This window comes from Streptomyces sp. NPDC059092 (assembly GCF_042756365.1).
Taxonomy (GTDB): Bacteria; Actinomycetota; Actinomycetes; order Streptomycetales; family Streptomycetaceae; genus Streptomyces.
This window is the reverse complement of record NZ_JBHZEJ010000001.1, coordinates 206,371-219,235: the sequence shown is the minus strand read 5'-3', so window position 1 is coordinate 219,235 and position 12,865 is coordinate 206,371. Positions and strand designations below refer to the sequence as shown.

Genomic DNA, 12,865 nt, shown 5'->3' with positions numbered 1-12,865 from the left:
CGAAGCGGCGATCATCGGGGCAGCGCACCAAGGGGGAGCGGATGTACGGCAGTTATACCCGTCGCGGACACCGAGGCACGGAGGGCGTCCGGACGGGGCCGGAGCCGCGGCGGGGCGGCGCGGTCGCGGCGGTCGCCGTCGCGGGGGTGACGGCGCTGCTGCTCGCGGGCTGCACCTCCGGCGACGGTGGCGACGGCGGCGACGGCGACAGGAAGGGGCCGCCGGTGAGCCAGCGCCCCAAGGCGGAGGACCCGTACTGGGTCAACCCCGACGGCGGCGCCGCCCGCCAGTCGGACGCGTACACCGCCAAGGGCGACACCACGAGCGCCGCCCTGATCAGGAAGATCGCGGAGCATCCGGCCGCCGAGTGGATCCTCCCCGACAACGCGGAGGCGCAGACCAAGGGGTTCACCGAAGCGGCGGCCAAGGCCGACCGGGACGCCCTGCTCGTCCTCTACAACATCCCGCACCGCGACTGCGGCCAGTTCTCCAAGGGCGGCGCCCCGGACGGCGACTCCTACCGGGCCTGGGTCGACCAGGTCGCCCGTGGCATCGGGGACCGCAGGGCGACGGTGGTCCTGGAGCCCGACGCCGTACTGCACCTGGTGGACGGCTGCACGCCGGAGGAGTTCCACGAGGAGCGGTACCACCTGCTCAAGGGCGCGATCGAACGGCTCAAGCGGCAGCCCGCCACCTCGGTCTACCTGGACGCCGGCAACGCGGGCTGGCAGAGCCCCGACGCGCTCTTCGAACCGCTCCAGTGGGCGGGCATCGGCGCCGCCGACGGCTTCTCGGTCAACGTCTCCAACTTCTACGCGACCGACGCGAGCGTGGACTTCGGCAAGCGGCTCTCCGCGAAGGTCGGGAACAAGCCCTTCGTCGTCGACACCAGCCGCAACGGCAACGGGCCTTACACAGAAGGCGATTCGGACGAGAAGTGGTGCAACCCCCCGGGCCGCGCCCTCGGCGAGCGGCCGACCGTCCGGACCGGTGACCCGCTGGTCAAGGCGTACCTGTGGATCAAGCGCCCGGGCGAGTCCGACGGCGACTGCAAGGGCGGCCCCAAGGCGGGGGAGTGGTACGCGAAGTACGCCCTGGACCTGGCGCGCAACGCGAAGTAGACAGGTACCGAAGGCCCTGCCCCGGGAATTCGCCCTCCCGGGGCAGGGCCTTCGGTACGCGGCCGTCCCGCCCTCACCCCTACTGGAGATCCCCGGTGCACCACCCTCCGACCACCGATCCCTCGACACCCGGACTCCCCATGGAGCCTCCAGTGAAGCCTCAGGCGGAGCCCCCAGTGGAGTCCCCTACGGAGCCTCCCGTGGAGACCGGTCCCGCCGCTCTCCTCGACCGGGCCCGCGGACTCCTGGAGCGCCCCGGCCGTACGGTCCTCGGCATCGTCGGCGCCCCGGCCGCCGGCAAGAGCACCCTGGCCGAACTGCTCGTCCGCGAGCTGGGCCCGGCCGCCTGCCTGGTGCCGATGGACGGCTACCACCTCGCCAACTCCGTACTCCTCGCCCTCGGCCGCCGGGACCGCAAGGGCGCCCCCGACACCTTCGACGCCGAGGGGTACGTCGCCCTCCTGCGCCGCCTACGGGACGCGGCCGGCCCGGCGGGGACCGGTCAGGCCGGTACCGGCACCCGCGCCGGGACGGTCTACGCGCCCCGGTTCCACCGGGAGATCGAGGAGTCCGTCGCCGGGGAGATCGCCATCGCCCCCGAGGCCCGGCTCGTCATCACCGAGGGCAACTACCTGCTGCTCCCGGAAGGCCCCTGGGCCGGGGTACGGCCACTGCTGGACGAGACCTGGTACGTCGACCCGGACGAGGCCCTGCGGCTGCGCCGACTGGTGGCCCGGCACGTGGAGTTCGGCAAGAACCCGGAGGAAGCCCACGCCTGGGCGCACGGCACCGACCAGAAGAACGCCGCGGTCATCGAGGCCACGCGCGCCCACGCCGACCTCGTCGTACGACTCCCGAGCCGCTGACGTCCGACGGCGCGCGCCCACGCCGTCCCCCTCGCCCACGCCGTCCCCTCGCCCACGCCGGTGCGCGGCCGGTCCCGCTACCGCACGTCCACCCACACCGCCTTCGACGGTGTGCCCTCCCCGTCCGTGACGAAGAGCATGTACCAACCCGCGGGCACCAGCGCGCTGTTCTTCGGCACCGTGACCTTGACGCCGTCCGCCGTCTTCTCGACGTCCAGCGCCACCGTGCGCTGTTCGACGTCGGTGACGTGCGTGACCGCGCTCGGCCGCATCAGCTTCGCCGTCGTGACCGCGCCCGGGTCCTTCACCTTGAAGACCGCGGAACCGCCGCGCTCCACCGTCTTCGGCCCCTCCGTGACCTCCGGCCGCGTCTCCGCGTCCCGGTAGAGGTACGGCGGTGTGTAGATCTCGATGCGCTGCTCGAAGACGCCCGGCTTGGTGTTGGCCTTGTCCGCGTAGAGCGAGTCCGAGCCGAAGATCATGACGCGGCCGTCCGGCAGCAGCAGGGACCCGGAGTGGTAGTTGCGGCCCACGCGTGGGTCGGCCATCCGCGTGTACGAGTCCGACGCCGGGTCGTACCTCCGCGCCTGGAGCACGTTCGAGGCGCCGCGTCCCCGGTAGTCCTCCGCGCCGCCCGTGACCAGCACGCTGTCGTCGGGCAGCAGGGACGCGCTCGGGTAGCGGGTGCCCCGCTCCAGCGTCGGGCCGTCCTTGAAGCGCGGGTCGGCCTCCTTCAGGTCGACCAGCCGGGACTTGTCGCTGGACTTCTCCGACTCGCCGACCCCGCCGCCGCCGATCACCATGAACCTCTGGTCCTGGGCGGGCGGCAGCATCACCGTCGCGGAGGTCTCCATCTGGTCCGGGTCGCTCAGGCCGGGGATCTTGTCGAACTTGTTGGTCTTCAGGTCCCAGATCCCCGGGTCACGGCCGACATCGGCGGGCCCGTAACCGGAGTTGGAGCCGCTGTAGAAGAGCTTCCCGTTGTCCATCAGGAAGACGGCGGGGTACGTGGGGAACTTCTGGATGTCCCCGGTGTACTTCCAGGTCCGCGTCTTCGGGTCGTAGATCTCGTTCTTGCCGGGGACGAGCTGGCCGATCTCGTCGAGCCCCGAGAGCGCGAGGACCTTGCCGTCCTGGAGCGTGGTCAGCGTCGGGTACCAGCGGGCCTCGTTCATCGGGTCGACGCTGATGTACTTCTCGGCGACCGGGTCGAACTCGTACGCTTCCCTGATTCCCTGGAAGTCCTTCTTGTCGAGCGCCATCTTCTGCCCGATGCCGTACACGTTGCGGGCGTCGGAGCCCTTCATGCCGTGCACCCGGTAGTTGTCCTCGGCGCCGGTCTCGTACTTCACGCCGGACTCGCGGGCCTCGACGTAGACCCGGCCCAGACCGGCGTCGTTGCGCAGATACGCGCCGGTCTCGTCGTCGAAGACCTTCGTGGCCTTCTCCACCAGGACCGGGTCCTTGGAGACGAAGGTCTTGCCGTTCTCCTTGCCGGTGAACACCGTGCCCGCCGGCAGCGTAATCGGCTTGTCCGGATCCTCGTTGTGGATGACCATCAGGCCGCCCGCCTTGGTGACGTCGCCCTTGAGCTTCTCGTACCGCTTCGTGCCGCCGGCTATGAGCAGCTTCCCGTCGGGCAACTGGCTGTGCCCGGAGCAGAACAGGTCCTTGGGGGTGGGGATCTTCTTGTACGCGTCGGTCGCCGGGTCCCAGAGGACCGACTCGAACGTGCCCGCGTCGAAGTTCTTCTGGTTGTTCCCCGAGCCGGCGATCAGCAGCACCTTGCCGGTGTGCAGCAGCGAGGCGTGGATCGAGTTGATCCTGAACTTGGCAGGGACGTCCAGGAAGTCCCAATGGCCGTTCGCCGCCTTGTAGTCCGGGCGGTTGATCTTGTACTCGTGGTACTGCTCCGAGCCGAAGCGGTAGAGCGCGGGTCCGTTGAACCCGGCCACGGCGACGACGACCGCGGCGCCGATCGCGATACGCCTGGCCCGGTTCCTGCGGTGGTTCTGCCGGACGGGAATCGCGCTCATTTCTTACGTCCCCCAAGGGAAATCCGTGCGGTCTGTGCGGTGGGTTCTGCGGGCGCCGGGGCCTGGGCCGGCGCCCCGTGGTGCGGCATCTGCGGGAGTGGCGCCGTACGGTCAAGTGGCGCCGTACGGTCCAGCGGTGGGAGGGCCTGGTCCGGGCCCGCGGGCGCACCCGGGCCGCCGGGACCACGCCTGCCACGATGCGCGCCGCGCCTGCGCTTCGCGCGCTTCTCCTGGCGCAGGGACCACCACCAGATGAAGACCGGCGCCGCCGTGATCAGCATCGCCAGCGTCGCCCACGTCAGCATCGCCGGATGGTCGTGCCCGAAGACGAACGACGCGATCACCGAACCGCCGAAGACCAGGATGAAGAAGAAGTGCACCCGGAACGTGCCGAAGAGCGTGTCCGGGCTGGACGAGTCGCCCTTCGGCGTCACCACGAAGCTGCTCTTACGGCGCAGTACGGCGTCCATCAGCGAACGGGCGTACAGCGGCGCCGACATGGCCGACATCGCCATTCCGGCGAGCCCGCCGGAGCCCTCCGGCTCGTGCGGCGAGACGTTGTGGCGCCGGTTCCAGATGTAGAGGCCGATCTGGAGGGCCGACGCGTTCCCGTACAGCATCATCCAGATCGCCGGGTCGATCTGGACACCCGAGGCGCCCATGCCCAGGAAGAGCGCGCAACTCAGCGCGGCCAGAATCCAGTTGAGGGCCGACATCGGGTAGAAGATGATCATCATCGTGTAGTTGAAGAGCTTGCCGGGGGGCAGCGACGAGAAGCCCTTCCAGTACTGCTTGAGGATCGTCTCGTACGTACCGCGCGACCAGCGGAGCTGCTGGGTGAAGAAGTCCGTCCACGCGGACGGGCCCTCGCCCACGGCCAGTACGTCGGGGGTGTAGACCGAGCGCCACTTGTTGCCGGACCCGGGGTTGCGGTGGCGGTGCATCTCGAAGCCGGTCGCCATGTCCTCCGTGATGGAGTCGTACAGGCCGCCGATCTGCTTGAGCGCGCTGATCCGGACGGCGTTGCTCGTACCGACGAACATGGGGGCGCCGTAGCGGTTGCCCGCGCGCTGGATCAGCGCGTGGAAGAGGAACTGCTGCGACTCGGCGGCCTTCGTGACGAACGAGTCGTAGTTCCCGTACACCTGCGGGCCGATGACGAAGCCGACGTCCGGGTCGCGGAAGTAACCGAGCATCCGCTCCAGATAGTTGGGCATCGGTACGTGGTCGGTGTCGACGGAGGCGAAGTACTCGTAGTCGTCGCCGTGCGCGTCCAGCCAGGCGTTGTAGTTGCCGTGCTTCGTCTTGGCGCGGTGCGCGCCCTTGGGCTGGTTCCACTTCGCGACGCCCTTGCGGGAGAAGTGGTGCACGCCGAGCCGGGCGCAGACCTCCTTGACCGCCGGGTCGTCGCCCTCGTCGAGCAGCCAGACGTGCATCACGCCGCGGTGCCGGATGCGGACGGCGGCCTCCAGCGTCTTCGTCACCATCTCCAGGGGCTCCTTGCCCGGCACGAAGGAGGTGAGGAAGGCCACGCGCGTCCCGCTCTCGGGCACGACGGGGACCGGGTCACGGGCCACCAGCGTCGCGTGCGCGTTCGAGATGACATTCATGGTGCGGAACAGCTCGATCAGTCCGATCGAGACGAGCATCACGATGTCGAGAACGAGGAGCGTGTCGTTCTTGAGGTTGGGGTCGCGCTCGGTCCAGTGCTGCGGCTGCATCAGCCAGGCGAAGAGGCCGAGCGAGAGGAGCGGCGCCGCGCCGAGCAGCAGGGCGGCCCGGATGCGGTGCGTCTCCTGGGAGAGCAGCGAGCGGTACTGCACGGTGTACGGCTTGTCCGCGTCGGGCCTGGTCAGCGGCCCGGCGAGCCGGCTGTAGTGCTCGTAGTCGTACTTCGGCAGGACGTTCTTCGCGGGCCGGGGCCGCTGCTGTCCGGCCCTTCTGAGGTGCGAGGGTATGCGGAGCTGGGTGGTCCGGGACGCGGCCGTCTCCTGCCGGTCGCCGTCCGGCCCGTCTGGCGTCGACGTCATGAGTCATCCCCCCGCACGCACGCGTACTGCGTGATGGATCGAGTTGTTCCGTCCGGATGTTCCGTCCGCAGCGGGCCCCTGGCCGTCGCTCCGGACGTGTGAATCGCGGCCTCTGTCTCCTTTTGACCGGAAAAGCGGCCGATCCGGTTGCGTGATGTCGCCGGCGGCACCGCGCAAGCCGTATCCCTACGGGCCCCCGCCCCGCCGCACCGCCATCGCTGGAACAACTCGACGCGCCACGCACAACTGTGCGGATCGCGTGTTCCTTTGATGGCGATGAGTTGAGGATAGGTTGTCCGACCATCGTCCGGATCGCAAGGCAGAGAAGAGCTGATTGCTGCTCATTCAGGCGATTTATATGTTCGGTGTGACGGATGCGATGGCGAACAGTCGCCAAGTTTGGCGGGTTCTGCGAGTCGCCGCTCGATGCGGGAATGAGTGAAGCCCCCTCACGTGGAGTGAGGGGGCTTCACTGTGCGTGCGCCGCCAGGGACTCGAACCCCGGACCCGCTGATTAAGAGTCAGCTGCTCTAACCAACTGAGCTAGCGGCGCCTGCTGACCTGGAGAACTCTACCGGACGAGGGGGAGTGGCTCCGACCATTTGATGGCTGTTGCGGCCTGTCGGATTGTCTTTTCTTACCTTCGATCCGTCAAAATGCGATTTGTCCGGACAGTTGACATGGTGACGCCCCTGCGACGGGGCTGAAAGATCTTGAACGATGGGCTCGGTGAGTGCGAAGAGTCCGAAGAGTCCCGAAAAGTTCGAAGAGTTTCTTGATGAGGATGAGTGTGGAGGGGATCGCATGACCGTCCCGGTCTTCGAGGAGTACGAACCCGCTCTCGACTGTCCCTGCGCCGGTTGCGCCGAGCGGCGGCGTGATCTGGCCAAAGGCCTGCCCGTACGGTCCGGCGGCCACCCGGCCGCGCACGGCGCCCGGCGGGCGCTGGTCCTGATGACCGCCGCCGGGGTCGCGCTCGGCGCGGCGGGTGTGGAGCCGGCGCGCGCCGTGGGCACGGCCGCCCAGGCGGCCTTCGACCCCGAACCCGAGACGCCGCAAGGAGGCAGCGGACCGCTCCACGGGCGGCCCCTGCCCGGCCCCGGTTCCAGCCGGCCGCCGGTGGAGCCGCGTACGTCCACCCGCGCCGAGATCATCAACCGCGCCAAACTGTGGGTGGCCGCCAAGGTGCCGTACAGCATGGAGAAGTACTGGTCGGACGGGTACCGCCAGGACTGCTCCGGCTACGTCTCGATGGCCTGGAACCTCACCGGCAACGAATGGACGGGCAGCCTCGCGGAGTTCGGCGTACGGATCGAGCGCGAAGAACTGCAACCGGGCGACATGCTGCTCTTCCACAACCCGGCCGACCCGAACAAGGGGTCGCACGTCACGCTCTTCGGCGGCTGGACCGACTACACGCACACCCACTACATGGCGTACGAGCAGACCAAGCCGAACGCCCGGCTGCGGTCCACGCCCACGGCGTACTGGAGCAACTCCGGCCGCTACATCCCGTACCGCTACAAGGGCGTGATCGAGAGCCCCGACGGCAAGGGCCACGCAGCGGGTACGGGGACCACGGGCGGCGCGTCCGGCGGGTACCCCGGGACGGGCGCCTTCGGCCCCAGGGCCAACAACGAGCACGTCACCCAGCTCGGCCGGATGCTGGTGAAGCGCGGCGGCAAGCGCTTCTACGGCCAGGGGCCCGGCCCCCAGTGGGGCGAGGCGGACCGGCGGGCCACCCAGGCGTTCCAGCTCGCGCAGGGCTGGCGCGGAGCGGAGGCGGACGGGCTGCCGGGGGCGGGGACCTGGCGATATCTGCTGAAGGGCCTCGGGAAGAACATCCCGCCCGCGCCGGCCAAGGGCGGTACCAGCGGTCAGAGCCCGGCCGGGGGCGGGGGCGGGCCGGCCGGTCCCGCGCGGCCGACCGCGCCGCACGCGACGGCGTTCCCCGGGAGCGCGTACTTCCGGCCCGGCGCGACCAACCCGTACGTGCTGCGGCTCGGCAAACAGCTCGTGAAGCGGGGCTTCGGCCGGCACTACACCACGGGCCCCGGGGCGCGGTGGACGGAGGCCGACCGGCGCAATGTCGAGGCGTTCCAGCGGGCCCAGGGCTGGCGCGGCGCCGAGGCGGACGGCTACCCGGGCCCGGCGACCTGGCGGCGACTCTTCGCATGACGGACACGAGGATGACGGTGACGATGACGACGACGACCACCCCGCAACCGAACGACGACGAGGACGGCCTGCGAGGGCTGTTCACGGTACGTCCCGAGCCCCGGACTCAGCCCGTGTCCGCGCCCGAACCCTCACCTGCCCCCTCGCCCGACCCCGCGCCCGCCCCCTCGTCCGAATCCGAGCCGCTGCCCGCGCCGGTACGGGAGGAGCGCGGCCCGGATGCGCTGGCTCCCGCGCCGGCGGAGATCTCCGGGGAGGCTGCGGACGGACCCGAACCCGGACCCGCCCCCGAGAGGCTTGAGGGGCCTGAGAGGTTCGAGAAGTCCGAGAAGCCGGAGAGGCTCAAGGGCGCCGTCGGCTCCGAGGCGGTGGAGGCCGCCCCCGGCACGGTGGACGCCGTGCCCCCGGGAGTCCCGGCAGCCCCAGCGGCCCTGGAGGTACCGGAAACCCCAGCGACCCCGACAGCACCGACGGCTCCGGAGGTCCACGCAACCCCAATGACCTCAGCAGCCCCGACGGCGCCGGAGACCCACGCGACCCCAGCGACCCCAGCAGCCCCGACAGCCCCTGCGCCCCCGACGCCCCCCATGGCCCCGCCTGCCCCGCCCCGCGCCGCCGACCTGCCCTGGTCCCTTCCGGCGGACGCCGCTCCGCCCGCCGGGCGTCCCGTGCTCGACCTGGAGCCCGGCGCCTTCGGCCGGGGCCACGGGGTCTCCGTACGGTCCGCGCGCCCCGCGCACCCCGGCGACCGTCCCCGCTGGAGCCCGCTCATCGTCGGCGAGGCCACCCACGAGATCCCCGTCCACCTCCTCTTCCGCGACGAGGCCGAGGCGCCACCGGCCCCCGGGGGACCGGTCAGGCCCACCGTCGTCGGGCGCCGGCTCGGGACCGGCGAGCAGCGCCGGATCCGGCCCGCTCCGGCGCCCGCGCCCGTCGTTCCCGTACGGGGAGCGCCGTCCGGCGATCCGCACCTCACCGAGCGGCCGGGCCCCGCCCTGCCCGGCTGGTCCGCCGTGCTCATCGGCCTCGCCGCGCTGCTCGGGTGCGCGGCCCTGGCCTGGTGGGCCGGGGTCCTGCCGTCCGCGGTGACGGAGGCGCTGCGGCTGCCCCCGTTCCCGTACGACGGCATCAGGGCGGAGGAGTGGGCGCTGTTCGGGCTCGGTGTGACGGTCGCGCTCTTCGCCTTCGGCGGGCTCGGCCGCGGCCGGGCCGGCCAGGCGTGGGTGCTGACGCTCTTCGGCGACTACCGGGGGAGCGTGCGCCGTACGGGACTGCTCTGGGTGAGCCCGCTGCTGCTGCGCCGCCGGGTGGACGTACGGCTGCGGCACTGGCGCAGCGAGCCGATGCCCGCCGTCGACGCGAACGGTACGGCGCTGCGCGTCGTCGTCCTCGTCGTCTGGCGGGTGCGGGACACCGTACGGGCGGCCCTCGGCGTCCAGGACCACGAGGAGTATCTGCGGGAGCAGGTCGAGGCGGCGATGGCGCGGGTGCTCTCGCAGCTTCCCGCCGACGCGTTCCACGAAGAGGCGCCGACCCTGCGCAACGCGGAGGCGGTCGGGAACGCGCTGACCCGGATGCTGTCGGCGGAAGGCCGGCCCGTCGGTGTCGAGGTCTTCTCGGCGCAGCCGACGCGGATCGAGTACGCGCCGGAGATCGCCGCGGCGATGCAGCGCAGCCGGATCGCCGCGATCGACGCCAGGCACCGGGACTCCGTACTGACGTCGGTGGTGGACGCGGTGGACGACACGGTGCACCGGCTGACGACGCGCGGCCTGGTCGAACTGGACGACTACGAGCGCAAGGCGCTGGTGAAGGACCTCACCGTCGCGTTCTACACGGGCCGGCAGGGGGTCGGGGAGCGGCTGTGAGCGCCCCGGGGGCCGCCCAAGTGGTCTGGACCGCCTGGTGAGTTGATATGGACACGGTCAAAATTCCTCCATACTCTGGGACTTGGTCCAGACCAACAGTCGTTCTTGACTGCGCGCGCGTGCGGTACGGCTCACCGAACTCCCCCACGTTCTCTGGAGCGAAGCATGCGAAAGAAGATGGGCGCGGCCGTTGTCGGCCTCGCCGTCACCGCCGTCTCCCTGCTCGCCACCGGCAGCGCCAGCAGCCATGGCTACACCGACTCCCCGATCAGCCGCCAGAAGCTCTGCGCCAACGCGACCGTCGCCAACTGCGGCAACATCCAGTGGGAACCGCAGAGCGTCGAGGGGCTCAAGGGCTTCCCGGCGGCCGGTCCCGCCGACGGCAAGATCTGTTCGGGCGGCAACAGCCAGTTCGCGCAGCTCGACGACCCGCGCGGCGGTACGGGGTGGCCCACCACCAAGCTGACGAGCGGCAGCAGCCACACCTTCCGCTGGCAGTTCACGGCCCGGCACGCGACGACCGACTTCCGCTACTACATCACCAAGAACGGCTGGAACCCTTCACAGCCGCTCACCCGCGCGGCGCTGGACACCCAGCCGTTCCTGACCGTGCCGTACAACAACCAGCAGCCGCCCGCCACGCTTTCGCACGCGGGCACGCTCCCCTCGAAGTCGGGGCGCCACATGATCCTGGCGGTCTGGACGGTCGCGGACACGGCGAACGCGTTCTACGCCTGCTCCGACGTCCAGTTCTGATCTGACGGAACGTCACCTCGTCACAGCCTTGGGAGTACGGCGCCGCCGGCCCGGAATTGAGCGGGGCACGCGCGGACGGGCCGTCAACTCGCGCCGCTCCCAAGGCATGTGAGGGCGCCCAAGGGGTTTGCCGATGGCTGGAATTGGGGGACCATTCCCGCATCGGTCATCGCGCGTAGACCCGTGCGACAGCCGCGGAGTTCACGCTGTGGGCGCTCCTTGTCACCCCGGTCAGGGAGCGCTTCCCCCCATATGCCCGGAGGTTTTCCGTCATGCGCAGACGTCTGGCACTTCCGCTCGCAGCAGCCGTACTCGCCCTCCCCACCGCACTCCTGACAGCCACCCAGGCCACTGCCGCACCGGCCGACAAGCCGCAGGTGCTCAGCGGCTGGACCCAGGAGAGCGCGGCGAGCTACAACTCCTGGGTCGCCGCCCGCGGCAACCAGGGCGCCTGGTCGTCGTACGCCTTCGACTGGTCCACCGACTACTGCTCGTCCTCGCCCGACAACCCGTTCGGCTTCCCCTTCCAGACCTCCTGCGCCCGCCATGACTTCGGCTACCGCAACTACAAGGCCGCCGGGCAGTTCGAGCCCAACAAGGCCCGGCTCGACTCCGCGTTCTACGCGGACCTGAAGCGGGTGTGCGCGGCGTACTCGGGCGCGCAGAAGGCGTCCTGCGACGGCACGGCGTGGACGTACTACCACGCGGTCGACATCTTCGGCGTGGACGGACAGAAGGGCGGAGGCGCGAAGAGCGCGGCCTGATCCCGGGACGGCCTGATCCCGGCCCGGACCGATCCTGGGACGGCCTGATCCCGGCCCGGACCGATCCCGGGACAGCCTGGTCCCGCGCGGCCTGATCCCCACATCCGGACGCGAGGAAGGCCCCCCGCTCGCGCGAGGGGCCTTCCTGTGTCGGTGCGCCGCCAGGGACTCGAACCCCGGACCCGCTGATTAAGAGTCAGCTGCTCTAACCAACTGAGCTAGCGGCGCCTGCTGACTCGAAAATAATACCCGGTGCCCGGGGGTGCTCGGAACCAGCGCGTCCACCGGCGGTACGGCGCCACGCGAGCCCGGCCGGATCCGAACCGAAGACCCTAGATCGTCAGGGCCAGCGCCACCGGGGTCGCCCCGCGGTTCAGCGACTCCGCCGCCGCGCGCAGCCGGTGGGCGTGTTCGAGCGGGAGGGAGAGGGCGAGGCACCCGACCGCGGAGCCGGCCGTCAGCGGGACGGCCGCGCAGACCGTGCCGACCGCGTACTCCTGGAGGTCCAGTACGGGGACGGTGGCCGGATGGCCGTCCAGCCGGGAGAGGAGCAGCCGCTCACTGGTGATCGTGCGGGAGGTGAACCGCGCGATCTTGTGGCGGGCGAGGTGTTCCTTGCGGCTCCCGTGGTCGAGCTGGCTCATCAGGCACTTGCCGATCGCGCTCGCGTGAGCCGTCGTGCGGAAGTCCACGTACTCGTTGACCGCGGGGGTGAGGGGGCCTTCGGAGACCTGGGTGATCTTGATCTCGCCGTCGACGTAGCGGCTGACGTAAATGGCCGCGCCGATCGCGTCGCGCAGCTCGGTGAGGGTGTCCTGGAGCCGTGTTTCGAGGACCTGTGCCCGGTCGGCGCCGGAGCCGAGCAGGGTCAGCGAGTCGCCGATCACGTAGGCACCGTCCGCCGCCTGCTCCACGTAGCCCTCGCGGCGCAACATGGCGAGCAGCGGCGCGAGATGTCCGGCCGGCAGCCCGCTCTCGCTGGCTATGCGCGCCGCTGTCACGCCGCCGCCGTGCCGGGACACCGACTCCAGCACACGCAGGACGTACCGCACCGAATGGAACGGCGCGGTCGGCTCCGGCTTCAGCACCACGGTCCCCCCTTGGCAGGTTGTTACCGCAAGCTCACCACCACGATAACCGTCAAGGGTGGGGAAAAGGGCCGCGGTTGACCACCGAATTCGGCGCGGCCCAGGTCTCTGTACTGGGCCGCGCCACTCTGGCATATGCCAGAGGGATAGTTTTCAAC

Annotated in this window: 9 protein-coding genes and 2 tRNA genes; 6 read left to right on the top strand and 5 right to left on the bottom strand. The window is 70.5% G+C overall.

Annotated elements, in window-relative coordinates; genetic code table 11:
• Positions 1-41 precede the first annotated feature (41 nt).
• Positions 42-1,121: a glycoside hydrolase family 6 protein gene (locus ACFXPL_RS00910; protein ID WP_384910290.1), complete on the top strand. Its 1,080-nt coding sequence runs from the start codon at positions 42-44 to the stop codon at positions 1,119-1,121.
• Positions 1,122-1,321: 200 nt separating this feature from the next.
• Positions 1,322-1,987 (top strand): nucleoside/nucleotide kinase family protein, encoded by a 666-nt coding sequence (locus ACFXPL_RS00905; protein ID WP_384910287.1) that lies wholly within the window; start codon positions 1,322-1,324, stop codon positions 1,985-1,987.
• Between the two features lie 77 nt (positions 1,988-2,064).
• Here the strand turns inward: ACFXPL_RS00905 and ACFXPL_RS00900 are convergent, their stop codons facing one another.
• The 3 genes from ACFXPL_RS00900 to ACFXPL_RS00890 form a co-directional block, all read right to left on the bottom strand.
• Positions 2,065-4,023 (bottom strand): galactose oxidase-like domain-containing protein, encoded by a 1,959-nt coding sequence (locus ACFXPL_RS00900; RefSeq protein WP_384910284.1) that lies wholly within the window; start codon positions 4,021-4,023, stop codon positions 2,065-2,067.
• A complete protein-coding gene (locus ACFXPL_RS00895) occupies positions 4,020-6,053 on the bottom strand; it encodes a glycosyltransferase family 2 protein (RefSeq protein WP_384910280.1) in 2,034 nt (677 codons plus the stop codon). The genes ACFXPL_RS00900 and ACFXPL_RS00895 overlap by 4 nt, the downstream gene beginning before the upstream one ends.
• Positions 6,054-6,532: 479 nt before the next feature.
• Positions 6,533-6,606: transfer RNA gene (locus ACFXPL_RS00890), tRNA-Lys, on the bottom strand.
• Positions 6,607-6,857: 251 nt separating this feature from the next.
• Between ACFXPL_RS00890 and ACFXPL_RS00885 the strand changes: the two genes are divergently transcribed.
• The 4 genes from ACFXPL_RS00885 to ACFXPL_RS00870 all read left to right on the top strand — a co-directional run bounded on the left by ACFXPL_RS00885 (position 6,858) and on the right by ACFXPL_RS00870 (position 11,619).
• On the top strand, positions 6,858-8,231 hold the full coding sequence (locus ACFXPL_RS00885; RefSeq protein ID WP_384910277.1) for a peptidoglycan-binding protein: 1,374 nt from the start codon (positions 6,858-6,860) through the stop codon (positions 8,229-8,231).
• 587 nt (positions 8,232-8,818) lie between these two features.
• A complete protein-coding gene (locus ACFXPL_RS00880; RefSeq protein WP_384910274.1) occupies positions 8,819-10,099 on the top strand; it encodes an SPFH domain-containing protein in 1,281 nt (426 codons plus the stop codon).
• 165 nt (positions 10,100-10,264) lie between these two features.
• The gene (locus tag ACFXPL_RS00875) at positions 10,265-10,855 is read left to right on the top strand and encodes a lytic polysaccharide monooxygenase (protein ID WP_384910271.1); all 591 of its coding nucleotides are present in this window, start codon (positions 10,265-10,267) and stop codon (positions 10,853-10,855) included.
• 272 nt (positions 10,856-11,127) lie between these two features.
• On the top strand, positions 11,128-11,619 hold the full coding sequence (locus ACFXPL_RS00870) for a phospholipase (RefSeq protein ID WP_384910268.1): 492 nt from the start codon (positions 11,128-11,130) through the stop codon (positions 11,617-11,619).
• Positions 11,620-11,773: 154 nt separating this feature from the next.
• Here the strand turns inward: ACFXPL_RS00870 and ACFXPL_RS00865 are convergent.
• Together ACFXPL_RS00865 and ACFXPL_RS00860 are read right to left on the bottom strand one after the other, a co-directional pair.
• Positions 11,774-11,847, bottom strand: a tRNA-Lys gene (locus ACFXPL_RS00865).
• Between the two features lie 104 nt (positions 11,848-11,951).
• Positions 11,952-12,710, bottom strand: coding sequence for an IclR family transcriptional regulator (locus ACFXPL_RS00860; RefSeq protein WP_384910265.1), 759 nt, complete (start codon positions 12,708-12,710; stop codon positions 11,952-11,954).
• Positions 12,711-12,865 lie beyond the last annotated feature (155 nt).